Raw genomic sequence first — 24826 nt, 5'->3', positions numbered from 1 at the left:
GTTCAAAGCATTGCCCGCACGACGCGCATCATGGCGCGCTTTCGTAACGAACCCCACCAACGGCGTGGCAGATATAACACGCCCAGCGCCACCGCCATCGCCATCGACCCGTGACCCGCCGCCGGACTCAACTGCGCCGTGCGCTTGAACTGGCCCACGCTCCACAAACCGGCAAGAGCCTGCGCGCGGCGTCGGGTCAAATAGCCGGGGCCATGCAGTCTGGCAAGGTCTCCGGCGTACTTCTGCAGCAGCTGGGCATCGCCAATCATCAGATTGCGCGGCGTCGCAACGCGCTCGCCTACATGCTGGACGATGGTCGCCGCCAGCACGTCATCAAAGGCGAAGCGGCTGGTGCGGATCAGATGGAGCGCAAGATCGTCGTCATGGCCGGAGGCCAGCGTCTCGTCCAGCTTGAGTCCCGCGTGCGCCGAGCGCCGGTACATGATCGTGATCATTGGCGCGATCTTGAAGTCCCTCAGCGCCGCGGCGAAATTCGCCGGGCAGCGCCTCGCCGAGGTGCCGACGTTTTTCACCAGGTCCCAGCGACGGCCCACAAACTTCACGCGGAAGCCCGAGAACAGGGCATCCAAGCCGCCTTCGCGGCACAAACGCACGCGCTCGGCCAGCGTGCCGGGCTCAAAGTAGTCGTCGGAGTCGAGAAAGGTGATGAACTCGCCGCGCGCCGCCGCCATGCCGAGATTGCGGCTGGCCTGAGGACCGCTGCGGCTTGGCTTCTCGATCACAACCAGCTCGCACGCCTCGTAGCGCTCGCGGATATAGGGCACCGTGCCGTCGCTCGACCCATCGTCGACGACGATGCACTCCACCTTCACATTGGCCTGGCCAAATACGCTGTCAAGCGCGTCGGGTAGGCAATCGCGACGGTTGAATGTCGGAATGATGATGCTGACATCGATCATGGGAATCTTGCAGGATAAAGGTTCATCGGGACCTGCCCGGCGCATGGCGCGGGGCAGGCTCTTTCAAATGCACGCCAACTCCGGCCGCCCGCCAGCGCAAATCGGCGCCTCCCCGGGCAAAGCGAAACAGGCGGAGCAAGCATCGCCGCGAGCTTGAATCTTGCAGCGTGGCCGGCGAGCGTCTCGACATGATATCCAGTCATTACCTGTCATTGAGGCCGGACAGGCACCAACTGGCCTCTCCCCCGTTTTGGCAATCGCTCCACGGAATCATCAGGCTACTCAACACCAGCACGCAGCTCACGCCTATCGCCAGCATGCGGCGGCGAACCAAGCGGTGATTAGCGCAGAAGTCCATCAGCATCAGAAACAGCACCAAGTCGCCGAGCCGGCTCAGCACCGGACTCACCGCATGAATCAACACGACCAGCATCGCATAGGCAACCAGATAGAACCGCCTGCCGCCATTGCGGTACATCAGCCAGGCAACATACAGCTTCAACAGCAGCGCCGGATACACCGCCTTGCTCTCGTACTGTTGCTCCAGATATCCCATATAGCCCGACAAGCCTTCAGCGGCCGCCCCCAGCCAATCGGTCTTCAACCAGACCAGCGCGATGGCGCAGCCGGCGGCGACCACCAATCCGGTCGCAAGCTTCTGCCGACGGCTCAGCGACAGCCGCACCAGCGACAGCGACAGCAGCGATGAATAATGGATGGCCGTCGAAGACAACAAGGCCAGCAGGCCGGCCCTTGGCAAACGGACATACAGCGCGGCGACTATCAACAAGGCAAGCGAGTTTCGAATCGCGTTGAACTGGAAGTTGAGATAAAACGAGCCCAGATAGAAAAGCAGGAAAAACAGCGGATCGCGCAGCCGCGTCACGATGGACAGCAGCAACAACATTTCCATCAGCGCCAGCAAGCGCGTAAAGTCGACGTAGTCGAGCCCGATGGCCTTGGCGCCGATCATGAGTATCGAGAAGCCGGGCTCCAACGGAAAACCCTCGGCGAGGTCAAACAGCCTCGCGTAGTTCTCTACGTCCGTCCCAATGCGCCCGGCGTACGTGATGGCGAATATCGCCAGCGGCAGCAACAGCATCCAGCACTCGGTTCGAGTCAAGGCGCGGCGGCCCGCTGTCGCTTCCAGCGTCAGGAACATGGCCATAAACGCGGCGAAAACGAATAGATATGGGGTCATATGCGTCGGTACAGAGATCTCATCGAGTCCTTGACACGATCCCAATCGAAACGCGCGAGCACGTCGCATCGCATGGGATCGACCCGCGTGAAACCGGGGCGCGCCAACATATCCGCCAACACAGCCTGCAGGCTGCCTTCGCCGTTCTTCGCGCCGCCATCGAAAAAGAACACGCCTTCGCCGGAAGAGGCGTAATTATACATATCGACCCGGTTCAGCAACACCGGCGTCCCGGTGGTCAACGCTTCCAGTGCGGGATAGCTGTAGCCGCTTTCCAGATGGCTGGGCACGACATACAGGCTGGCGTGCCGGTAGATCGCGTACAAGTGCTCTTCGGGAATGAATCCCAGCAAATGCACCCTCCCGGCCAGCGCCGGCTCGGCCTCGACCGCGGCGCGTATGTCGAACCCCATCGAGGTGCGGTCGAAGATCGGGCCGCAAACGACCAGATCATAGCCAATGGCAGGATTCGCCTTCAACGCATCCCGATAGGCCGCCAGCAGGCCATCCAGGTTCTTGCGCGGCTTGTTGAGTCCGATATAGAGGAAATAAGGACGCTGCAGTCCGTAGATCGCCTGCAAGTCCGCTTCGCGCGGCTCCATATAGTTGCGGTAGCCATGCGGACAGACGATCACCTCATGGAAGGGATGGTGCTTCGCAATCTGCTGCGCCGTGTAGTCCGACTGTCCCAGGATCGTCGCGCGATGCCTGCGCAGGCTCCAGACATAAGCGTTGTAAGCCAGGCGATGCAGCGGCGTGCGAAATTCCCCGGTATCCGTCAGCACATCGTAGAAGTGCGCGATCTGGCTCACATGCCTGGGCAACAGCAACGGGACATTGAAATTGAGCGAATGCAGGATCACGCGCCGGCCGCGCAAACGAGCGAACAGCCGGCGAAACTCGAGCTGCTCGCCGCGTCCGAACGGCAGCGAGCGAAAGGGGATCACGTTCGATACGCCATCCGGTATCGCGGTATCTCCATTGACGATGTATTGGATCTCGAACTCTGACTCCAGCTCGCGCGCGCACTGAAAGACGCCGCGTGTGACCCGGCCGATTCCGGTCCAGGGCCAGGTGCGCAAGTCTACGATGACAAGGGGATCTTTGGGCTTCATTCAGAGAGTCAGGATGCGGCGTACAGTGGCGGCGACAGTTCGGATCTGGTCCTCGGTCAAGGCCAGCCCGCTCGGAATGTAAAAACCGCGCTCATACAAACGTTCTGCGACCGGACAACGGTCCGCATCCGCAATCGCGCCCATCTGGCGCAATACCGGCTGTTGATGCATCGGGTAGAAAAACGGTCGGCTGCCGATGCCTTCGGCGGCGAGACGCTTCATCGCATCGGCCGCCGTCAAGCCCAGACGCTCGTCCAACACCAGGCCGAAGACCCAGTAGACGCTTTCCGCGTAGTCAGTCGACGCCTGCGGCAGCTGCACGCCCTCCAGGTCTCCCAGCAACTCCTGATACAACGCCCCCATGCGACGCTTGCGCGTGACGAACTCATCCAGGCGTTCCAGCTGCGCCAAGCCAAGCGCGGCCTGCATGCTGGTCATGCGCAGGTTCCAGCCGAGGCGATCATGCACGAAACGGCTTTCGGGTTTGAAGCACAGGTTGCGCAGGCTGCGGCACTGTTCCGCCAGCTCGTCGCTGTCCGTGACGATCATGCCGCCTTCGCCAGTCGTGATGTGCTTGTTGGGATAGAAGCTGAAGGTACTGATGTCGCCAAAGCTGCCGCAGGGGCGGCCCTTATAGGTCTGGCCATGCATCTGCGCCGAGTCCTCAAGCACCTTGAGGCCATGCTTGCGCGCCAGCTCCAGCAGCGGATCCATATCGACCGGCAGGCCGTAGATGTGAACTGCCATGATGGCTTTGGTACGCGGCGTGATGCGCGATTCGATGGCGCTCACATCCATGTTCCAGGTGTTAGGATCGGAATCGATCAGCACCGGCTTGGCGCCGTTACGCACGATCTGCATCACGCAGGAAATGATGGTGAACGAAGGCATGATAACTTCGTCCCCAGGGCCGATGCCCAGCGCCTCGATAGCCGCGTCCAAAGCCGCGGTGCCATTGCTGACCGCGATCGCGTGCTTGCGATTGAAGCGAGCTGCGAACTTTTCCTCAAATTCCCTGATGAAGGGGCCTTCGGAGGAAATCCAACCCGACTCGATGCACTCAAGCAAATAGCGTTTCTCGTTGCCGTCCAGCAACGGTTGATTCACAGGGATCATGTCGATGTTTCTCTTAGTTTGGTGCCGATTTAGTGGCCGGACAACTTGACTTGGTCGGCCGGCACCGGCTCAAAACGAATCTTGTCATGCTCACCAACATAGGGGCCCTGCTTGACCTCAACGATCTCGCTGGCCTCTAACATCTGGAAACCATGCCCGCCGACGATCAGCAGGATGATATCGCCATTCTCCAGCACGCGGCTTTCCCGGTACTGTTGATCATTGCCATAGAAATCGACACGCACACGGCCGCTCTTGATGAAAAGCACCTCGTTAGTGTACTGGACTTCACGGCTGACCGGATTATGCACATGCGGTTTGATCACATAGCCCTGCGGCCGGTTCATATAACCCAACTGCTGGGAATACGAGTCCGGCGTCAGGAACTGGATGCCGTCAACCTTGTAATCGCGGCGCAGGATAAGCGCCATGACGGTGTCGCCGTCGCGAATCTCTTCGATCATTTGGAGTCCCCTCATTAGGCGAAACGGCCTTCGGCCTTTAGACGTTGATAGAGCGCCATGTCCCGATTACCGATGATGCGTGCAGGATTGCCGGCGACAATTGCGCCGGGCGGCACGTCGCGCGTAACCACCGCGCCCATTGCCACCACGGCCCCCTCGCCGACAGTCACGCCGGGCACAACCGAAACATTGGCACCGAACCAGACGAAATCCTCGATAACGACGGGACCCGGCAGATCAACATGGTCGTACGGGATCATCGTGTCGCTACGGTAATTGTGGTTGCTGGAAAAAATTGTCAATCCGCGGCCCGTATGAAAATGACGTCCGATACGCACACCGCCGCTGCACTCGATAAAAGTGTCGGACTTGATATGGCTGGTCGGATCGATATGGAAGCGCGACAGATCGCCGGCGATACAAAAATCGTAACCGCCCTGTGGCACAAAAGACAATGATATCCCGCGCGCGCGCAAGCGACGCACTCGCAGCTGCGCCAGCAGACTGGACCAGCGATCAGCGATATGATCGACACGCATCGTGCCAAGAAGTAAGAGAACAATTCTAGTCAACATGATCATATGGTATGGGGGACCAAGGGGCGACGAAACAACGCAAGCATCAGCCAAGACGCGAGCACGACATAGGCCAGACCAGTGCCGAATGCAGCTCCTAACAAGCCAAAGCGCGGAATAAGCAACAAATTGCTGCCAAGAGCGATAGCGGCCGCCAGCATGAAGCCGATCAGCTTTTCGGTCGTCATACCGTAGTAGTCGGTCACAGTACCGATGACCGCATAGGCGCTGCGCCATTGCATCATCACGACCAACACATACACGATAGGAATCGCCGCAGTATAGCGTGCCGGCAAGAGATGGCCCGCAGCAAGCGTGTATGCGACCAGAAACAAAGCGGCAAAGACAATCGAGAGCCCACAGAATCTAGTGACATAGCGGGCTGCGACTCGCATCGGCGACTCTCGTCCTTCCTTCAGCGCCGCCATGAGCTTTGGCACCGCGGAATTGAGCAGTGCGGTGATGAAAGTCAGCATGAAACCGGCAATCGTGCAGGCTGCGCCGTAAATGCCGGCAGAAGCCAGATCCAGGCGCTGCGCGACCACCACCTTGTCCACCTCATTGATCAGATAGGCAGGACCAACCGATAGCATCAGCGGCGCACCGAATCGTGCAATGCGCCCAAAGGCTTCTCGATCGAAGCGCCAGGATGTGACTACGGTCGGCTTCACTCCGTAGCGGACCGCCAGTAGAATCGCATCGGCCAGCATCAGGGCCACGATTCGAGACTCCGCCCGCGGCGACACCCACAGCACCAATGCGACAGTCACCACCGAGGCGGCCATCGCAGTCAAAAGCTGTACCAAACCGTAGGCAACCGCCCGCTGCTCCATTACGTACTCGATGCTGGCCATGGAGACAAAAAACTTCAGCAGCGCCATCAGCGGAACCAACAGCACCAGACCGTCCACTTGGCCGGAGAGCCATACCGGCACAGCGACAAACTGACCCACGACGAAGGTTGTCAGCGCAAAATGACTGTAGGCTCGGCGAAACGATGCGTAACCCTGAGCATCCAGCTTGGCCTTGTTGATCGCTACCAAATTGTCGGCGCCGAAACCGACCACAGCGTTGGCGATCACCAACGCGCCAAGCGTGATAGCCAGCCGGCCAAACTGCTCCGGCTCGACATGGCGGATCATGAAAAGAGTAGTCAACAGCCCCACCACGCTCGCACCGGCCGAAAACGACAGATACACCGCCAACAATCGCGCGCGCGCGGCCAACGCGCGCGTAGCGCGCAGGACAGCGCCCATACTGAAACTCGCCATTCCCGTTTTCATGCGACAACGTTCCCGCATTGCGGCGATGCCAGGGCGGCGTAAAGTTCGAGCACGCGTCGCGTCGCGATCTCTGCCGTAAACTCGGCCTCAAAGCGCCGCCGCGCCGCCGCGCCCATGCGCTCAAGCGTCTCCGGCTCCGCCAGCAAGGTCGTGATCGCAGCCGCCAGAGCGGCCGCGTCGCCCACCGGAACATTCAATCCGGTTTCACCATGGCTGTTGACCCAGGGCACGCCGGAGCCGGCGATATCGGACGCCACGATAGGCAGGCCATGCGCCATCGCCTCCAGCAGCACCACACCAAACGCTTCCGCCCTCGAAACAGAAGGCAGGCAGAATAGAGTCGCGCGCTGAAACAGCAAGCGCAGCGATCCATCGTCAAGCCGGCCCGCTAACTGCACCCTGTCGCCTACTCCATGACGCGCGATGCGGGACTCAAGCTCGGCTCGGCCCTCGCCCCCGCCTACAATCACGACCCGACAGCCTGGCGGGAGATCGCGCGCCGCATCGACGAGCACCTCGAAGCCCTTGTACGGCACCAAGCGGCCGATAGCCAGCACGATACGATCATCATGGTTCGCAACGGCAGGCTGCGCCGCACGCCCGCTCGCCGACGCAAGCGCCGGGCTGGGCGAGGGCCGATCATCGAGCTGCTTGGGGTCCTCGATCCCAATCGGCACCAAACAAACCTTGTCGCGGAAGCGCCGCAACAACGGCGACGCGTCTGCATACGCTTGCGACGTGGCGATCACCGCATCGGCGCGGCGCAGCATCAGCCACTCCAACGGATACATCATACGCCCCAGCCAGCCCTTGCTGACGACGTCGCTATGCCAATGCACAACTACCCTGCCCGGCACGCGGGCCAGCACCACCGCCAACGCGGCCAGCATATTAGGCACATGCGCATGGACGATGTCGTACTCGCGAGCGCAACGCAGAAACGCGCGGAAATACTGCCAGCCAATGGGCTGCGACGCTGCTTTCCGCCATGTCGGCGCGCGCAGCACCTCTACATCGCCGACCCGCTCGCGGCTCAGCCGTGCGGCATCGCCAAAACACAGAACCGCGACATCACAACCCGCCCGGACCGCGCCCTGCGCGATATCCTTGGTAACCGTTTCGATTCCGCCCTGATCCGGATGATAATGCTTCCCCAAATGCAGCACCTTGGTTCGATGGCCTGAAACACCGCAAAGCGCGCCCCGCGGCATGCGGCTTTGCTCTCCTTTCTCTGCAGCAAGAGCGGTTGAAGTCGAGCCATGAACTGTCAATACGATCTCCTTGAACGCCAATCGCTCTGCCGGCGCCCGCCCGGATCTGCCGGGATGGCGGAAATGGCGCTCGCGGCATCATTGTTTTCAACAGAAGGCCGCGTCAGAAGCTGGCTCAAATCGACGCTGGCGGACGAGCCTGCACCGCCGATGCCGCTGTGGTAACCCGCGCGCACATCTCCGACTCCTGCGAAACGATAGCCCCAGATCCGCAGGATTCGGCTTGCCATGGCGAAGACAGGCTGCTCCATCAGGTCCTCGAGAAAATGATAGAGATACAGGGGTTCGATGCCCTCATGCTCGATGCTGAGCAGGCCTGCGGAAAAATAGGATGCCAACGCCTCTGGACGGTAGTCGAGAATCATCTCCTCTATCGTCCCCGGTCGGTCAATGACGCCAACCGCCGGAAATTCCCGCGCCAGCAATTCGCCGATGCGAGCCTTCCACTCCTGCGGCTCGCGCGGATGGAACTTGAAATGCACCGTCTCGTAGCCATCCGTCAACATTCTCATCAATCGCCGCAAACCTGCGATGTAGGCATCGGCGGTCTGATAATGGTCGTACATCCTTTCATTCAGGAAAACGACGCTGCCGCCTCGAATCTCGCAACGCTTCCGCGCGGGCCGCAGCACGCTGCGCGTCGGAACCGCGCGACACAGCGGCACGTCCCTATACAACGCGATCATGTCCATCGCATCGTCAGGCAGCCGCGGAAAAACCTGGCCATTGACCTTGAACAGCCGGCTGCGCTTCAAGCCAGGCACCAGCCGGAAGGCTGCCTGGATGCAGCGTTCGCGCATGCTCAGCGGCTCGCTTTCAGGCACGGACATGGGCAAATAAGTGGCGAAGCCGCCATCTTCCAGCATGACCACGCGCGCGCCTCGGCCGCGGAAATGCTGAACGATGATCTGGTTGAGCCATTCAACCTCGGTGAAAAACAGCAAGGTATCGTCAGGATTCGGACTCAACTCGTCGGCGACATCGCGGCCGAGCGCACGGTAATGCCACAGCATTCGCAGCAGACCCATCCGCCCTTGCGGCGTCTCGAAGCGATGAATGGTCTGAAAATCCGCCATATCTCTCGACATCGATAGCGCGTGTGGCACCGCTATCAGCGTCACACCTGCGGCACCCGCAAGCTTAGAAATGCCGTGGCGGTACAATGCGTGCAATTGATAATCGTTGTTGATGAGAACGTAAAGCATGTCGCACTCACGCGGCGGCGTGGCGCTCTAGCGCCTCGCGAACCAGCGGCTCGAGCGCCGCGGCAATGCGCAGCGCCCCCTTCTCGTTAAGATGATAACCATCCTCGACAAACAACCCATCGATCAGATCTAGGCCCCGGAACGGATACAGCACGCTCAAACACGAAAAGCGCTCGGCTAGCCGATCGAGCGCCTCGTTGTACGCATCGATCTGCCTGCCGATAAGTGGGTTCTTCGATATCAGGAGGTTGCTGGGAGACGGAGTCGCAAGCGCGATTACTTTCGTTCCATGTGCAGCCGCACGTATCAGATAGTCCCGCAGATTACGCTCGTAATCGGTCAGCGGAACAAGACAATTGCTAGTCTTGCGGCCACGCCATCGCGACAGCCAAGAGGACAACCTTTCCCCCAGTCCAAAAGGCAAACGATAAACGTAGGCCGCAGTCCGCCTATGCAACACACGCGGCGCGCAATCGCAAATGCCAAGCTGGAGCACGACCAGATCAGGATGATAAAACTCTAGGCAATCCGCACCCTGATTGCCTTCACTATTCAGGCGCTCGGAGGTCGAAAGCCGCTGAGCGCGATTGATCCACGTAACCGTGGGCAAGCGCTCCTCTAGCATGCCGGGCCAAGTATGCTCATAAGCGACATCGTCTCGCGGCAAGGCGAGCGAGTCGGCAATGATCAGCACGCGAGGCCGCAACGGTTTGCCAACAACAGAAAGAGTGGAAGACATGGCGGCGGGCAATCGTCAGGCCATGGCCGGCGCGGCGCGCTCGTAACCGGCAATCGCGCAGAAGTGCTCGAGATTGGCCTCCAACTCGTCCAGCGTGCACAGCGCGCCGGTATCCGTCGCGTAAAAGGCCTCGACCTGTCGGAACAGGCCGGGCTTGAACTCTGCGTCCAGCCGGGCGTCCTCTTGGTCTGCAGCGATCTCTTCGATTTGCACAGACCCCTTGCGCATGACTTGCAGTTTCTCCATGGGCCGGAAGATCAGCTTGTGGCGGCGGGTGCAGAACTCCAGCCCCCAACGGCCAGGCGCGTCCCAATCGGCATGGTAGGCAAAGGGGACGTCGCTAGACGTGACGCCGCTGCCGACGAAGACAGCGCTTGCCGGATGCCAGTCCAGCGCGCCTGCGCGCGTGGCGTGCAGACGCTTGGGCGCGCCGCCAAGATGGAAGGCCAGGTCCAGCACATGCGAGGAATTGCCCAGCGCCCACAGTTCCTTCACGCCCGGCGCCTTCGTCAGGGCTTCGATCTCATGCCCCCACTCGGTGAAATCGAAGGTGAACGAAGTCAGTCCGCCGTCCTCCTCGATGATTTCGCGCGCGCGCCGCACCGAGGCCAGGAAACGCCGGTTGTAGGCGATGTACACGCGGGCGCCGGCCGAGCGCGCCGCCTTCTGCAGCGGACCGATCTGGTCCGGCCGCATCAGTCCGGGCTTCTCGATGAGCAGGTGTTTCACGCCGAATTTGAGCAGGGCGGCGCTGGTCTCGTACAACGCCTCCACGCCAACGGACACGATGGCCGAAGCCGCTCTGGGCAGACGGCCGGATGCGATGGCATCATCCAGGCCGCCGGCCATCACCGGCGCCCCGGTCGCTTGAGTGAACGCCTCCGCGCTGGCGGCGCCACGACCGACGACGACGAATTCACGGGCTTGAGCCTTCAGGACCTTGGCGTACTCAACCGCCATCGGCCCGCTTCCAATCAGTAGCAACATAGTATTCGAACTCCGAATCAGGTAATGGCGCACTGCGCGCGGGCGCCGCTCACCGTGCCCGCGTATTGGGCGAACGCGCGCAACAAAGGCTGATGGGCGGCCACGGAATCGGCATAGGGCGTCAGATCGCAAGCATCGCTGGACAACAACTGATCCGCGATCGCTCCGGTCATCTCGCTCTGATAGGGAAGCCGGAAGGTCTCCGCGCCTGCCCCGTCCTGGCCAACTCGCCAGAGCTTGCCCTCGCCCTCCACGATGAAAACCGTTTGGCGAGCGTAGTGCAGCGTGACGGTGATCGGTTTGGCCGAGCCGCGAATCGAGCGTATGGTGAAGCGCGTAGCGCCCACCTCGCCGGAGAGCTCGCCGGTCAGCTCGACATAGCCTTCGCGCTTGCTCGCCATCACATCGGCGTCGAAGCGGGTCTCAAGCCCCCTCAATTCGGTCTCGCCGGCCAGGAACTGGACCAGATCGACGAAGTGCACGCTGTTGCAGCACAGCCCCCAATCGCCGCCATCCGCCGTGAAGTGCAACAGCGGGTCGCCTCGGCTTTGCTCGCGCAGCTCGCGGTAGACGCCGAAATGGCGGCGGGGCGTATTGACCCAAGCCGTCATGCCACGCGCCTCGATCAGCGAGGCGGCGCGCTCGTACTGTTCGGAATCGTTGAACAGGAATTTCTCCAGCACCAGATGGCGAACCTTGGCCGCCTGGGCCAATTGCTCGATCACGGCAAACCGCTGGTTCGCAGTCGTGGCGATGATGGCCACATCGAGTTCGGCAGGCAGCGCGGCAAGCGATTCATGCACATAGATGGCGGGCAACGGTCCGGCTTCCGGCGAGGCGATGAAATCCGCTACCGCGCGGCGCGAGGCTTCTAATGGATCGACCACATGGACGGTCAACGCCTGAGTCGACTTGACCAGTCCTTGCAGATGGCGGCGGCCGAGCTGGCCGGCGCCGATGATTGCGACTTGATGCACGGCGGCCTCACTTCGACCAGCCATCGTCGACGACGATGTTCTGGCCATTCACGTAGGAGGATAAATCGGAAATCAGGTACACCAGCGTGCCGGCCACGTCGGCAGGCGCCAGCATGCCTTTGTGTTGCGCGTACGCCTTGTACCGTTCCAGGAAAGATTCGGGCTGGTGATCGAAGATTCCGCCCGGCGACAACACGTTGAAACGCAAAGCCGTGCCCTGGTAGTAGCGCATGAAGTACAGCGACAAATGCTGGATCGCCGACTTGATCGCCGCGTACTCCACCGGCATGGTCATCGGCGTTCCTTCATAGATTTCGAAGCGGGGCGCGACGTTGCCGTATATCGACGAGATATTGACGACATGGCCGAAGCCCTGGCGCTTGAAAAACTCGGCGAATCGTTGCGTGCTGAGGAAGTAGCCGCCCAGATGCGTGCTGACGTTCTCGCAGAAGTCCGCGTACTCGACCTGCTCCAGCTTGCGGCCGTACTGCTTGTTGCGCGGATAGGCATTGTTGACCACCGCGTCTATCTTGCCGCACCGTGCCTGGACTCGGTCGATCAGCGCGTCGAGCGATTCCCGTTTCGTGATGTCGGCCGTTTCCGCGATCAGCGACGCGCCCGGAATCTTGGCCGACAGCTCGTCACAGGCGGCGCGGCACCGCTCCTCGTCCAGGTCGGCCACGACAAGCTGCGCGCCATGCCGCAACAGCGATTCGCCGAAAGCCCTGCCCAGCAGGCCGGCTCCGCCGACCAACACGACAGTCTTGTTCTGCAACAGAGATGAATCTGGCGTCATCTATATGGGTACCGTCTGTGGTTAGTTGAAGCGGCGGAACACCGGCTTGATCGCCGGGCCGATCAGATACTTGTCGATGCCCTCGGCGACGCCGCGGGCGCACACCTCCATCGCATGAGCCAGCGCCTCGCGGGTCTTCTCCAGTTCGGCCTCGCCATGTCGATAGCTCAGCGCCAGCCAAGGCATCAGCACGCCCTGCTTGATCATTTCCTGCGCGAACAAGGTTCTGAGCTCCATCCAAGGCGCCCCCTCTCCGGTCACGGTCGCGTAGTAGGGACTGACCGCTGGGCCGGCGGCATAGAAGTGCTTGGCGATGCCGGCATGCTCGGCCGCCGCGTTGATCGCCGCCTGCAAATCGGCGCCGTATGCCCACAAATGGTCGACGACATCATATCGCTCGAGAAAATCCATCGTCGCGAGGTACGCCGCCAGGCCGCACATCTCCGCGCCGTGCGTCGTAGAGAGCAGAAACAGGCGCTCCTGCCCCACGCGGTCTATCGAGCCCAGCGACATCAGTTCGCGCCGACCGGCCACCGCGGCGACGGAAAAACCGTTCGCCATCGCCTTGCCGAAGGTGCACAGGTCCGGAGTGACGCCGTAAACATGCTGCGCCCCTTTCAGATGCCAGCGGAAGCCGGTGATCATCTCGTCGAGAATGAAGACGATCCCGTGCTTGCGGCACAAGGCCTCCACCTGCTGCAAATAATTCACCTCGCGGCCGTCGGGCTCGATGAAGGTCGCGGGCGTTTCGGTCGAAGCCGGCTCGAGAATGACGCAGGCGAACTGGCCGGGATGCTCCGCGATCAATCGCTCGAGGGAGCCGATGTCGTTGTACGCGAACGACTTGGTCTGCTCAATCGCGCTGGCTGGAATGCCCTTGGTGATCGGGGTATTGCCGATGAACCAATCGTCGTAGGAGAAAAACGGGTGCTGCGCGCATCTCGCCACCAGGTCGCGCCCGGTATAGGCGCGGGCCAGCTTGACGGCGGCGGAGGTCGCGGTGGAGCCGTTCTTGGTGAACTTGACCATGTCGACCGAATCGATCATGTCCACCAGCCGCTCGGCCGCTTCCAGTTCGATAACCGACGCGCGGGTCAGATTGTTGCCGGCTTCCAGGCCTTGAATCGCAGCCTCGTTGATCGCTGGCTCGGAATAACCGATGGACACTGCGCGCAGCGCCATCCCATAGTCGAGGAAGCTGCGGCCATCGGCAGCCCAGACGGTCGCGCCCTTTGCGCGCTCGAGGATCTGCGGCGCGTTGGCCGGGTACTGATCGTCGCCGCGCGAGTAGGTATGCGCGCCGCCGGGAATCACACGGTGCAGCCGTTCGGAATGGGACGCCGTCGCGGGGTTCGTCTTGTCATCTTGGAGCATGGAAGGCCTCATGAGTGATGAGCGGCCGCGTCGAGCGCCGCAAGTTGATCCAGATTGGCCAGCAGCGTTTCTACAAACAGGAAATCGACCAGTTCGTCTATTTCGACGGACTTCCAGCGCGGCACCTCGTAACCGAGCGTGCGGCCATGATAGAAGCCGCCTTCGACGCGCAGCGCCGGCGTGGCGCTGATATACAGCGAGCCCTCGAGAAAGTGCAGCGCCTCTATCTCCTGGCGGCGCTTGAGCGACTTGAAGTCTGCCGCCAGATAAGGCGAAATGCGGCCGTCGGCGCCCAGGCGCACGTCGTACTCGGGATGGGTGGACTCCACCCGGCTGACGCCGACGATGGAGTCGGCGTCGGCTCGCCTGGCATGCAGCGTTCGAAGCGCGGCGTCGACATCGGCCGAAGCGGTCAGCGGCGAGGTCGGTTCCAGCACCACGACGTAATCGTAATGCTCGCCCCGCTCCGCCAGATAATCGACGGCATGCAGGATCGCGTCGATGGAGGACGCGCAGTCCGAAGCCAGGTGCGCGGGGCGCAGGAACGGCGCCTGGGCGCCATGCGCCAGCGCGATGCCGCGGATCTCGGCATCGTCGGTGGTGCACAACACCTTGTCGACGCAGGCGGCCCCCAAAGCGGCGCCGATCGGCCACGCGACCAGCGGCTTGCCTTGCAGCGGACGCTTGTTTTTGCCAGGCAGGCCTTTTGAGCCGCCGCGCGCCGGCACGATCGCCAACACGGACTTGTCGTCAATCATTGAATATCTCGGTGTATTCGAGGTTGGCCCGCTCGAAATCGGGCAAGCGGCCAATGTCCAGCCAATAGCCGTCGATCTGGTACGCACGGGCCTTCATGCCGTGTTCGAGCACTCGGTCGAATAGCGACGGCATGTCGAAAAAGCTGCCGGCCGGGACCAGCTCCAGCACTTCCGGCGACAGGACATTGATTCCGGCGCTGACGACGAAACGCTGCACCGGCTTCTCCTCGATGGAGTGAATATGGCCCTCGCGCACGTTGACCACGCCGAATGGCACCTGCATCTCGAAATGACGCACGGCCATCGTGGCGTGAGCGCCCGCCTCGACATGCTGGTCGACCAGAAGCCCGAAATTTTCTTTCGTCAGCAAGTCGGCATTGGTCACGATGAGGGGCGCGTTTGGACGCTCGGGCAACAGGCTCAGCGCGCCCGCGGTGCCCATCCGTTGCTCCTCGCGCAGGTAGCGTATGTCGACCCCGAGCGCCGCGCCGTCGCCGAAATGGTCCTCTATCTGCTCCGCCTTGTAGTTGACGGCCAGGTAGAAACGATGGAAACCCTGTTCGGCATAACTGCGGATGATGGTCTCAAGCAGCGGCCGCGAGCCGACCTTGAGCATGGGCTTTGGCGTGTCTCGGGTAAGCTCCTGCAAGCGCGTGCCGAGCCCGCCGGCCATGATCACCACCCAATTGTTCCGCCGCGCGGCGCTCAAGTAATCGCTGATCAGGGCCAAACCGACAACCACGCCTTCCGCGTCCACGATAGGCAGCTGGTGGCGGCCGGTGCGGCGCATCGTCGCCTGGATCTCGTGCGGCGTGGACGAACTGGCGACGACGGTCGCGCCGGCATGCATGACGCGATCGACCCGGTCATCCATGCCCAGCCCGCTCAGCAAGGCGCGGCGCGCATCGCCATCGGATACCGTTCCCAGCAGGCGGCGATGCTCGTCGACCACCACGGCCAGTTGCGTGCCGGCCGAGTCGATGATTTCCAGCGCTTCTCTCAGGCTGACATCGGGTCCGATCAAGGTGGATTGCCAACTCTTCATCGCTTAGCTCCAAGGGGACGCGCGGGCACGCCGCACAATACCTCGCCGCCAGGGCTGTCGCGCAGCACGACGGCTCCCGCGCCGATCACGGTGTCCGCGCCGATGCTCACCGACTGGCGCAGCACGGCCCCCGCGCCGACCAGGCAGCCATCCCCGATGCGGGTTTGGCCGCACAGCGTCGCGCGTGTGGCGACGTGGCACCAGGCGCCGACGCTGGAGTCATGTTCGACAACCGCGCCGGTATTGACGATGGCGCCAGCCCCGATCCGGGCGCCGGCCTGCACCATCGCGCCGGCCAGCACCTGAACGTCGTCGGCCAGGATCGCATGGCGGGACACCCAAGCGCGCGGATGGATCGCCGACGCGAAAGTCCAACCCTGCGCTTGCAGCGACTGCTGCGCCCGAGCCCGCGCGGCCTCCCGACCTGAGCCGGCAACGAAACCCAGGCCGTTGACGAGCCGGACCTGAGCGGGCTCGTACCCGGCAAGAGCCTCGTCGCCCCCCAGCACAGGCAAACCCAAGCGCAGCGCGCCGTGGAGGCGGGAGTCGGGATCGGTGTAGCCCAGCACTTCCACGCCGGACTCGAGCAGGGCATCCGCCACCACGGCGGCATGGCCGCCGGCGCCGATCACGATTACAGGCAGGCTCATGGCTCGATCTGCTCGTCGGCGGCGAAGTCGCGCGCAGCAGGGCGGCCCACCAATGACCAGATGTCCATCGGCGTCATACCGTTGCCGGGACGCTTGCAGTCCAGCATCGCCAATGTCAGCGTCTCGCCCGCCGCGATGGGACGGCTCGCGACGATCGAACGGCGCGCCACGGCGCGATTGGGGTGTTCGGCTGGCGCCGGTAATTTGCGCGCGCTCCCCAGCGCGGCTTCGACATGGCGGATCGCCCCCACCATGCTCCGGAGCTCGCCGGGCTCGAGCGAGGCCAGATGGTCCGGCCCGGGCAGCGAGCGATCGAGCGTGAAATGTTTTTCGATCACCGTCGCGCCGCGCGCGACCGCGGCGATCGACACTTCGATCCCCAGCGTGTGGTCGGAATAGCCGACAGGCAGGCCAAAAGCCTGCGCCATCGAATCCATGGCGCGCAGGTTCACCGCCTCCGGCGGCGCCGGGTACTGCGTGACGCAATGCAGCAGCGTGACGTGGCTGCGCAATGCCTCCTGCCCCTCGGCGCTGAAGTAGCAGGCGTCGATCTCATTCTGGCTTGATGGCTGCCCATCATGCTGCAGCCCCCAGGCCAGCACGCCCAGCGCGCGCTCCAGATCAGTCAGCGTCGACATGCCGCTGGACACCAGCAAGCGCTGGCGCAGCTGAGCCGCCTGCAGCAACAAAGGCGCGCAGGTGATATCGCCAGATGGAATCTTGATCGCCGGCATGCCCAGGCCGCCCAGGAACGTCAGGCTGGTGGCGTCGAAGGCTGTCGACATGAAGCGAATGCCGCGCGCCTGGCAATGTTCGATCAGCGCATGGTGGTCCTCAAGCCTCAGCTCGAGCGCGCGCAGCATCGCCAGCTGGCTGCCGCCCTCCTTCGTATTGGAGATCTGATAACTCGCCTTGCCGGCCTGCGCCGTGGCCAGCAGCTCGGCCTTGAAGGTCTGGAACTTGACCGCGTCGGCGCCGGCCTCGGCGGCTGCGTCGACTAGACGCAACGCCATGTCCAATGAGCCGTTATGGTTGACGCCTGCTTCGGCGATAATAAAAACAGGAGATAAAGTCTCAGGCACGGGCCGCCTCTATCATGTGAAAAGTCTTCTTTAGCATGCTTTGCGCGGGGGGCATTGCCCGCAAGGCATCGACGATGCGGGCGGCGCTGCGACCATCGCCATACGGATTCTGGACCCCGCTGCAATCCAGCGCCAACGCGCGGTTGATCGCTTCGCGGATTGCGCCGCGTTCCGGCTCGCAATGCAGTACCGATGCCGCCGCAAGCCGACCTCGCTGTCGATCGCCTATGTCGATGGTCGGCACCTGGAATGATGGTGCCTCATAAAGTCCGCTAGACGAATTGCCAACGACCACATCAGCCTCTCGCATCAGACTCAGATAGCGCAACTGCCCAAGCGAAGCAAACACCCGCACGCGCGCGCGCCCCTTGGCCCAAGCCTGCAAGGCAGCGGCCAACCCGCGGCCACCGGTATCGGCATTAGGCAGAGTGAACCACAACACCCACTCTTCAGGCAGAGCTTCCAAAGCAGCCAGCAGTTCTTCTTGCTGACGCAGGCCGTCTGCCGGCTCAAGCGTTACCGGATGGAATGTCACCAATGCATTGCGCGCGCCCAGTGGCTGTCCCAAAGAGGTCTCCAGCGCAGCATGGTCCAGCAACTGCTGCCTGCGCAAATGATCCAGCCCCGGGCTGCCGACAATGTGGACGCAGCGCGGATCCTCCCCCATCTGGACAACCCGCTGACGAGCTGCCTCGTTCGTCACCAAGTGCAGGTGCGCCATCTTCGTGATGGCGTGGCGAATCGCCTCATCGAAGGCCCCTTCGGTGGTATCCCCGCCTGCGATGTGCACCAGAGGCACGTTGTGCACCATCGCAGCTTGAGCGGCGGCCAGAATTTCGAAGCGGTCGCCCAATACAAGCATGGCATCCGGGCGCAGGCGCTCAATGGCATCGGAAAAACCAATCAGGCCCAGCGCCATCGACTTGGCGATTCCTCCCGGCGTATCGCTCGAAACCAGCATGTCGACCCGCGCGCTGATGGGAGTACCATCACGTTCGATATCGCGTACGGTCAAGCCGAATTCTGGCGAAAGATGCATACCCGTAACGATGAGCTGCAACTCAAAGTCAGACGCGGCGAGAAGATCGCGAATGGGCCAGTACAGCAGGCCATACTCGGCCCTGCTGCCGGTGACGATAGCAATGCGGCGGCGGGTCACAAGCTCTCCAGGATCAATTGCGGACTGCTCGGAATATTGATGATTCGCCGCGCAAGGTCCCGCGCCACCGGCAGCTGCGCGGCGGGGCAGTCGCGATACATCGGCAATGTGTTCAGCAACTCCCAGACGGGTCGCGTCATCAAGCCGGCGGCATTGGCCGCCTGCAGCACTTCGTCCCTCGATTCGGACCGGTCTTCCGCCAGGATCAAGGTCTGCAGCCAGTAGTTGGCCCGCGTATCGGGACGCTCAAGAAACAGCGAGGCTCCGGCAAAACCGTCGAACGCCTGCCGGTAACGCTGCGTCAACTCGCGCTTGGCGTCGATGAAGGCCTCGATGCGCTCCAGCTGCGCGCAGCCCATCGCGGCGTTCAGATTGGGCAGGCGGAAGTTGTAGGCGACCTCGTCGTGGAAGAATGCCCACGGATGGGGCTGCTTGGCGGTCGTCGTCAAATGCTTGGCCCGACGCGCCAGCTCTGGATCATTGGTGATGATCGCGCCGCCGCCGCCGGTGGTGACGATCTTGTTGCCGTTGAAACTCAACGTCGCGCAAACGCCGGCGTTGCCGGTATGCCGGCCATCAGCGAAGCTGCCCAGCGACTCGGCAGCGTCCTCTACCACCGCCAGCCCGTGGCGCGCCGCCACCTCGCTCAAGGCAGCCATGTCGACCGGATGCCCGAAGGTATGCATCGGCACCACCACGCTGATGCGCCTGCCGGTCAAACGGTTGAACAATTCGCCGCAGCGGCGTTCTCCGATTTCGTCCAGATGCTTGTCAAGCGCGCCAGGATCGATGCCAAGCGTGCGCGTCTCGCTGTCGACGAAATGCGGCCAGGCGCCGTTGTGGCGCACCGCATTGGCGGTGGCGACGAAGGACAGCGCCGGCACCAGCACCTCGTCGTCCTGGCGCACGCCGGCCAAGTGCAAGGCGATCTGCAGGGCGGAGGTGCCGTTGCTGACCACCACCGCGTGCGCGGCCCCCGTATACGCGGCGAGATCGCGTTCGAACCGGTCGACGAACGCCCCCACCGAAGACACCCAGCCGGTCTGGATGCATTCGGTCACATAGGCCAGCTCATTGCCCTTGAGCAGGGGTTCATGCAGCATCGCGCGTCCGCCGCCAACAACGTGGCGGATGCGCTCGACGATGGAATCGGAAAAGGACATTGCGGCTCAGATATTGTAGTTGCCGGCCTTGTAGCGGCCCAGATTCGACGGTTCCGAGAACCAGTCGATCGTTTCCTTCAACCCGCGCCGCAGGCCGTCTATGCCGGCATACTCCGGCGCCCAACCGGCCAGCTCGCGCGCCAGCCGGTTATCGGCCCACAGCCGCTCGACCTCGCTCCCCGCCGGACGCAGGCGCTGCTCGTCGCTGGTGAAGCGTACGTCGCGGCCCATCAGCTCCGCGATCAGGCGGGCGGTATCGCCTACCGATACCTCGTAATTGCTCCCCACATTGATCACCTTGCCCAGCGCCGCGTCGCACTCGGCGACCGCGCAGAAACCACGCACGGTATCTTGCACGAAGTTGAAATCGCGTGTCGGGTGGATGGCGCCCAGCTTGATTTCGTCCATGCCCGCGGCGATCTGGGTGATGATCGTCGGGATCACGGCGCGCGCCGACTGGCGCGGACCATAAGTATTGAACGGGCGGATCGTCGCCACCGGCGTCTCAAACGACAGGAAGAAGCTCTGCGCGATCTGGTCCGCGCCGATCTTGCTGGCCGAATACGGCGACTGCCCCTGCAGCGGATGCTCCTCCGTGATCGGGACAAAACGCGCCGTGCCGTAGACCTCGCTCGTCGAGGTATGCACCACCCGCTCCACGCCCAGATCGCGCGCCGCCTGCACGACGTTGAGCGTGCCTTTGACGTTGGTGTCGACATAGGTATCCGGCGAATGGTAGGAGTAGGGGATCGCGATCAGCGCGGCCAGATGCAGCACTACGTCGCACCCTTGCATGGCCGTTCGCACGCCATGCGGATCGCGGATGTCGCCTGCGAACACGTCTAGCGAGCGGCGAATGTCTTCCGGGCTCTGATCCAGCCATCCCCAGCTATTGAAGCTGTTGTAGTAGACGAAGGCGCGCACGTCGGCGCCCTGGCGCACCAAGTGCTCCACGAGATGGGAGCCGATGAAGCCGTCGGCGCCGGTAACGAGGATTTTCTTGCCCTGCAGTTTCATGATCGTCATCCGCGTCGAGTTACTCGTTGTAGTCGTAAGCCTTAAAACCGGCCTGCTTGACCATGTGATCGCGGCAGGCCGCCTTGTAATCGCTCACGACCATCTCGCTGACCAATTCGCGCAGCGTGGTCCTGGGCGTCCAGCCCAGCTTCTGCGCCGCACGCGTCGGATCGCCCAGCAGCGTTTCGACCTCGGTGGGACGGAAATAGCGGGGATCGACCCTGACGATGACATCGCCCACCTTGCACTTGGCCTTGTCTCCGCTCACGGCCGCCACGCGGCCGATCTCCTCCGCGCCCTCGCCTTCAAAATCCACGGCGATGCCGAGTTCGGCGGCGGCGAATTCGACAAACTGGCGCACCGAATACTGCACGCCGGTGGCGATGACGAAGTCCTCGGGCTTGTCTTGCTGCAGCATCAGCCACTGCATTTCGACATAGTCGCGCGCATGCCCCCAGTCTCGCAGGGCGCTCATGTTGCCCAGGTAGAGACAGTCCTGCAAACCCAGCGCGATGCGGGCGATGGCGCGCGTGATCTTGCGCGTGACGAACGTTTCCCCGCGGATAGGGCTCTCGTGGTTGAACAAAATGCCATTGCAGGCGTACATGCCGTAGGCTTCGCGATAGTTCACCGTGATCCAGTAGGCGTACAGCTTGGCCACAGCATAGGGGCTGCGCGGATAAAACGGCGTGCTTTCCTTCTGCGGCACTTCCTGCACCAGGCCGTAAAGCTCGGATGTGCTCGCCTGGTAGAACTTGGTCTTCTTCTCCAAACCCAGGATGCGGATGGCCTCCAGCAAACGCAGGGCGCCCACCCCATCGGCGTTGGCGGTGTATTCGGGTTCCTCGAAGCTGACAGCCACATGGCTCTGCGCCGCCAGATTGTAGATTTCGTCAGGCTGCACTTGCTGGACGATGCGAATCAGATTCGTGGAGTCGGTCAGGTCGCCGTAGTGCAGCTTGAAGCGCTGATCGGGATCATGGGGATCCTGATACAAGTGATCGATGCGGTCGGTATTGAAAAGACTCGTGCGTCGCTTGACGCCATGCACCTCGTAGCCTTTGGACAGCAGGAACTCAGCTAGATAAGCGCCGTCCTGGCCAGTAATGCCGGTGATAAGGGCGACTTTCTTGTTGGACATACTTGTTCTTTCTTCGCAAAGTTCAGTTTCGGAAGGGCGCGGTTTCATAGGCCAAGCGGAGCCCTTCGCGCAACGGCGTGCGCGCGCGCCAGCCCAACGCGGCCAGACGGCCGACATCCAGCAGCTTGCGCGGCGTGCCGTCTGGTTTGGACATGTCGAAATCGATGCGGCCGTCGAAGCCCACGGTTGCCATCACCATCTCGGCAAGCTCCCGGATGGTGACGTCTTCGCCGGTGCCGATATTGACCAGATCGCCGTCGTATCCCTGCTCCATCAGATACACGCAGGCATCTGCCAAATCATCCACATAAAGGAATTCGCGGCGTGGCGCGCCGCTTCCCCAAACCACGCAGGACTCGTCGCCGCGCAGCCTGGCCTCATGCGCCTTGCGCAGCAACGCCGGCAGCACGTGGCTGCTGGCCAGATCGTAGTTGTCATTGGGACCGTACAGATTGGTGGGCATCACGCTGACATATTGGCGGCCATATTGGCGATTGTAGCTTTCAGCCAGCTTGATGCCCGCTATCTTGGCGATGGCATAGGGCTCGTTGGTCTGCTCCAGCAAACCGGTCAGCAAATACTCTTCCTTGATCGGCTGCGGGCAGTCCCGCGGGTAAATGCAACTGGAGCCTAGAAACATGAGCCGCTGCACGCCGGCCAGATGCGCGCCATGAATGAGATTGGCCTCTATCATCAGGTTCTGATAGATAAAGTCGGCTCGTTGGAGATTGTTCGCCTGGATGCCCCCCACCTTGGCGGCCGCGATGAAAAGGTAGTCCGGCTTTTCCCGAGCCAAATAGGCATGCACCGCATGCGAATCCAGCAGATCCAGATCGGCGCGGCCGGCAGTGAGAATGTTCGCATAGCCGCCGGCATGCAAACGCCGCACGAGCGCGCTTCCCACCATGCCGCGGTGGCCGGTTACGAAAATCTTGCTATCTGTGTCCATGCTGCTCACTGGCGACCGTAGGTGTCTTCGAAACGCACGATATCATCTTCGCCCAAATAACTGCCAGACTGCACTTCGATGATTTCCAACGGGATGGAGCCGGGATTGGCCAGCCGGTGCACCTCTCCCAAGGGAATGTAGGTCGACTGATTTTCTGTCAAAAGAATCACCTTGTCGCCATTGGTGATCTCGGCTGTGCCCTTGACCACGATCCAATGTTCCGCGCGATGGTGATGCTTTTGCAAGCTCAGGCTGGCCCTAGGCTTGACCTGAATGCGCTTGACTTTGAAACGCCCGCCTTCGTCGAGGCTATCGTACCAGCCCCAGGGGCGGTGCACCTTGCGATGCAGCGCATACTCTTCTCGCTTTTGCTGGCCCAAGGTGTTGACGATGTGCTTGACGTCCTGGCTGCAGCTGCGATTCACGACGAGAACCGCATCGGATGTCTCAATCACGATGACATCCTCCATGCCAACCAGACTCACCAGCCTGCTGTTTGCATGCACCAGCGTATTGCGGCTGTCGACTGCCAGCACATCGCCGACATGCGCGTTCCCCGACTCATCCTTGGGCAGAACCTTCCAAACGGCGTCCCACGCGCCCAAATCGCTCCAGCCCGCATCCAACGGAACCATTTTGATGGGGAAACCACTTCCCGGACTACGCTCCATGACGGCATAGTCGACCGAGTCCGCAGGAATGTCCGCGAATTCTGCCTTACCTGGCCTGATGAATTGCGCATCGGCTTCTCGGTGGGCCCACGCGGCACGCGTCGCATCCAGAATGTCGCGGCGAAACTGTTCCAGCGCCTTCAGCCATACAGAAGCTTTCAACACGAACATGCCGGCATTCCAGAAATACCCGCCCTCAACCAGATAGGACTGGGCCGTTGCCTCGTCTGGCTTTTCAACGAAACGCCTGACAACCTGAACGCCGCTGCCTGCACTGGCATTTTCGACCTGAATATAGCCATAACCCGTTTCAGGACGATCCGGTACCACGCCAAGAATCACGATCGAATCGTTTGCGGCTTCCCTGATCGCCGACTGCATCGCCGCTGAAAATGCCGCCCCATCAGTCACCATCTGATCGGCGGGGGTGACAATCAAGACCGGGTCCTCGCCGTTCTCCATCGCCGCCAACGCGGCCAAAGTCAGCGCCGGCGCCGTATTGCGGCCAACCGGCTCAAGCAAGGCGGCGGCGTAATCGATGCCGATTTCACGCAGTTGCTCCGCGGCGAGGAAGCGATGCTCCTCTCCAGTCACGATCAGCGGGGGCGCGACTTTCAGGTCGGGATCGTCGAGATTTGACAAACGCTGAGCAGCTTGCTGAAACAGACTATCCTGGCCGCTCAAACATAGAAACTGCTTAGGAAAGCCAGCCCTGGAAAGTGGCCACAAACGAGTTCCAGAACCGCCGCAAAGAATGACGGGTGCGACCTTGATCATGATTTCCATCCCCCCAGCCAATTTGACCAACTTCTAATTTCAGTACCCTGTCCCTGGCTTATCTATTCAGAGAGCCTTGGTCAGCACCGCTCGCCCTTCCTTATCGAATCCAGCCGATCAGGTATTGACGAGTTTATTGTTGTCAACAAAGAAAGCCATGCCTCTCAAACTCAATATCCTTCCCTGTTCAAATTCAACATGGATTATTTCAAACGCCGCCCATCTCAGGCATTTCTAGCTATCTCGGGCCGGAAAATGCCGAAATCATATTCAACATATTCCACCTCACCTTGAGAGTGCAACCGGAAGGCTGCAAAAAGCGCATATTCTGCTCAGCCCCCTCTTTTGCCATGTCGAATTTGAAGGTCGGCGACACCTCCATTTCGATGGA

Annotated in this window: 24 protein-coding genes; all 24 read right to left on the bottom strand. The window is 61.7% G+C overall.

The genetic code is table 11. The features are described from left to right. Positions 1 to 2: 2 nt before the first annotated feature. The 24 genes from DK842_RS11510 to DK842_RS11395 all read right to left on the bottom strand — a co-directional run bounded on the left by DK842_RS11510 (position 3) and on the right by DK842_RS11395 (position 24435). The gene (locus DK842_RS11510) at positions 3 to 920 is read right to left on the bottom strand and encodes a glycosyltransferase family 2 protein (protein ID WP_168194871.1); all 918 of its coding nucleotides are present in this window, start codon (positions 918 to 920) and stop codon (positions 3 to 5) included. Between the two features lie 202 nt (positions 921 to 1122). After that, positions 1123 to 2190: an EpsG family protein gene (locus DK842_RS11505; protein WP_114061564.1), complete on the bottom strand. Its 1068-nt coding sequence runs from the start codon at positions 2188 to 2190 to the stop codon at positions 1123 to 1125. After that, complete coding sequence (locus DK842_RS11500; RefSeq protein ID WP_114063713.1) at positions 2118 to 3236, bottom strand: glycosyltransferase; 1119 nt, start codon at positions 3234 to 3236, stop codon at positions 2118 to 2120. Before DK842_RS11500 ends, DK842_RS11505 begins: the two co-directional genes overlap by 73 nt. Continuing rightward, positions 3237 to 4352 (bottom strand): DegT/DnrJ/EryC1/StrS family aminotransferase, encoded by a 1116-nt coding sequence (locus DK842_RS11495; RefSeq protein ID WP_114061563.1) that lies wholly within the window; start codon positions 4350 to 4352, stop codon positions 3237 to 3239. It lies immediately after the preceding gene. Positions 4353 to 4381: 29 nt separating this feature from the next. Next, positions 4382 to 4816, bottom strand: a complete 435-nt coding sequence (locus DK842_RS11490; protein ID WP_114061562.1) for a cupin domain-containing protein — start codon at positions 4814 to 4816, stop codon at positions 4382 to 4384. A gap of 14 nt (positions 4817 to 4830) precedes the next feature. Then, complete coding sequence (locus tag DK842_RS24105; RefSeq protein ID WP_269779776.1) at positions 4831 to 5391, bottom strand: acyltransferase; 561 nt, start codon at positions 5389 to 5391, stop codon at positions 4831 to 4833. Positions 5392 to 5393: 2 nt separating this feature from the next. After that, positions 5394 to 6674 (bottom strand): oligosaccharide flippase family protein, encoded by a 1281-nt coding sequence (locus DK842_RS11480; protein ID WP_168194870.1) that lies wholly within the window; start codon positions 6672 to 6674, stop codon positions 5394 to 5396. After that, positions 6671 to 7966, bottom strand: a complete 1296-nt coding sequence (locus DK842_RS11475; protein WP_145964025.1) for a glycosyltransferase — start codon at positions 7964 to 7966, stop codon at positions 6671 to 6673. The genes DK842_RS11480 and DK842_RS11475 overlap by 4 nt, the downstream gene beginning before the upstream one ends. After that, positions 7942 to 9150, bottom strand: a complete 1209-nt coding sequence (locus tag DK842_RS11470; protein WP_145964024.1) for a polysialyltransferase family glycosyltransferase — start codon at positions 9148 to 9150, stop codon at positions 7942 to 7944. Before DK842_RS11470 ends, DK842_RS11475 begins: the two co-directional genes overlap by 25 nt. Positions 9151 to 9157: 7 nt before the next feature. After that, positions 9158 to 9889 (bottom strand): SGNH/GDSL hydrolase family protein, encoded by a 732-nt coding sequence (locus DK842_RS11465; RefSeq protein ID WP_114061558.1) that lies wholly within the window; start codon positions 9887 to 9889, stop codon positions 9158 to 9160. 15 nt (positions 9890 to 9904) lie between these two features. Next, positions 9905 to 10876 carry a Gfo/Idh/MocA family oxidoreductase gene (locus DK842_RS11460; RefSeq protein ID WP_114061557.1) on the bottom strand — a complete coding sequence of 324 codons (972 nt, stop codon included), beginning with the start codon at positions 10874 to 10876 and terminating at the stop codon, positions 9905 to 9907. Between the two features lie 17 nt (positions 10877 to 10893). Beyond that, complete coding sequence (locus tag DK842_RS11455) at positions 10894 to 11853, bottom strand: Gfo/Idh/MocA family oxidoreductase (protein ID WP_168194869.1); 960 nt, start codon at positions 11851 to 11853, stop codon at positions 10894 to 10896. Positions 11854 to 11860: 7 nt separating this feature from the next. Next, positions 11861 to 12649, bottom strand: coding sequence for an oxidoreductase (locus tag DK842_RS11450; RefSeq protein ID WP_114061555.1), 789 nt, complete (start codon positions 12647 to 12649; stop codon positions 11861 to 11863). Positions 12650 to 12670: 21 nt separating this feature from the next. Then, positions 12671 to 14023 (bottom strand): glutamate-1-semialdehyde 2,1-aminomutase, encoded by a 1353-nt coding sequence (locus DK842_RS11445; RefSeq protein WP_114061554.1) that lies wholly within the window; start codon positions 14021 to 14023, stop codon positions 12671 to 12673. A gap of 8 nt (positions 14024 to 14031) precedes the next feature. Then, a complete protein-coding gene (locus tag DK842_RS11440; RefSeq protein ID WP_114061553.1) occupies positions 14032 to 14781 on the bottom strand; it encodes an acylneuraminate cytidylyltransferase family protein in 750 nt (249 codons plus the stop codon). Further along, positions 14774 to 15826, bottom strand: coding sequence for a nucleotidyltransferase family protein (locus tag DK842_RS11435; RefSeq protein ID WP_114061552.1), 1053 nt, complete (start codon positions 15824 to 15826; stop codon positions 14774 to 14776). Before DK842_RS11435 ends, DK842_RS11440 begins: the two co-directional genes overlap by 8 nt. Beyond that, on the bottom strand, positions 15823 to 16476 hold the full coding sequence (locus tag DK842_RS11430) for an acetyltransferase (protein WP_114061551.1): 654 nt from the start codon (positions 16474 to 16476) through the stop codon (positions 15823 to 15825). Before DK842_RS11430 ends, DK842_RS11435 begins: the two co-directional genes overlap by 4 nt. Next, positions 16473 to 17558, bottom strand: a complete 1086-nt coding sequence (gene neuB, locus DK842_RS11425) for an N-acetylneuraminate synthase (RefSeq protein WP_114061550.1) — start codon at positions 17556 to 17558, stop codon at positions 16473 to 16475. Before neuB ends, DK842_RS11430 begins: the two co-directional genes overlap by 4 nt. Continuing rightward, on the bottom strand, positions 17551 to 18717 hold the full coding sequence (gene neuC / locus DK842_RS11420) for a UDP-N-acetylglucosamine 2-epimerase (protein ID WP_114061549.1): 1167 nt from the start codon (positions 18715 to 18717) through the stop codon (positions 17551 to 17553). Before neuC ends, neuB begins: the two co-directional genes overlap by 8 nt. Then, positions 18714 to 19880 carry a LegC family aminotransferase gene (locus DK842_RS11415; protein ID WP_114061548.1) on the bottom strand — a complete coding sequence of 389 codons (1167 nt, stop codon included), beginning with the start codon at positions 19878 to 19880 and terminating at the stop codon, positions 18714 to 18716. Before DK842_RS11415 ends, neuC begins: the two co-directional genes overlap by 4 nt. 6 nt (positions 19881 to 19886) lie before the next feature. Continuing rightward, positions 19887 to 20897, bottom strand: a complete 1011-nt coding sequence (locus DK842_RS11410; RefSeq protein ID WP_114063711.1) for an NAD-dependent 4,6-dehydratase LegB — start codon at positions 20895 to 20897, stop codon at positions 19887 to 19889. Between the two features lie 19 nt (positions 20898 to 20916). Then, positions 20917 to 22038 (bottom strand): GDP-mannose 4,6-dehydratase, encoded by a 1122-nt coding sequence (gmd, locus tag DK842_RS11405; protein WP_114061547.1) that lies wholly within the window; start codon positions 22036 to 22038, stop codon positions 20917 to 20919. 22 nt (positions 22039 to 22060) lie between these two features. Further along, positions 22061 to 22987: a GDP-L-fucose synthase family protein gene (locus DK842_RS11400; protein ID WP_114063710.1), complete on the bottom strand. Its 927-nt coding sequence runs from the start codon at positions 22985 to 22987 to the stop codon at positions 22061 to 22063. A 5-nt stretch (positions 22988 to 22992) separates the two neighbouring features. Beyond that, complete coding sequence (locus DK842_RS11395) at positions 22993 to 24435, bottom strand: mannose-1-phosphate guanylyltransferase/mannose-6-phosphate isomerase (RefSeq protein ID WP_114063709.1); 1443 nt, start codon at positions 24433 to 24435, stop codon at positions 22993 to 22995. Positions 24436 to 24826: the final 391 nt, after the last annotated feature.

Origin of the sequence: Chromobacterium phragmitis (assembly GCF_003325475.1) — a bacterium.
Classification (GTDB): Bacteria; Pseudomonadota; Gammaproteobacteria; order Burkholderiales; family Chromobacteriaceae; genus Chromobacterium; species Chromobacterium phragmitis.
Note: the sequence above shows the minus strand (reverse complement) of the source record. Positions and strands in the feature narration are given on the sequence as shown.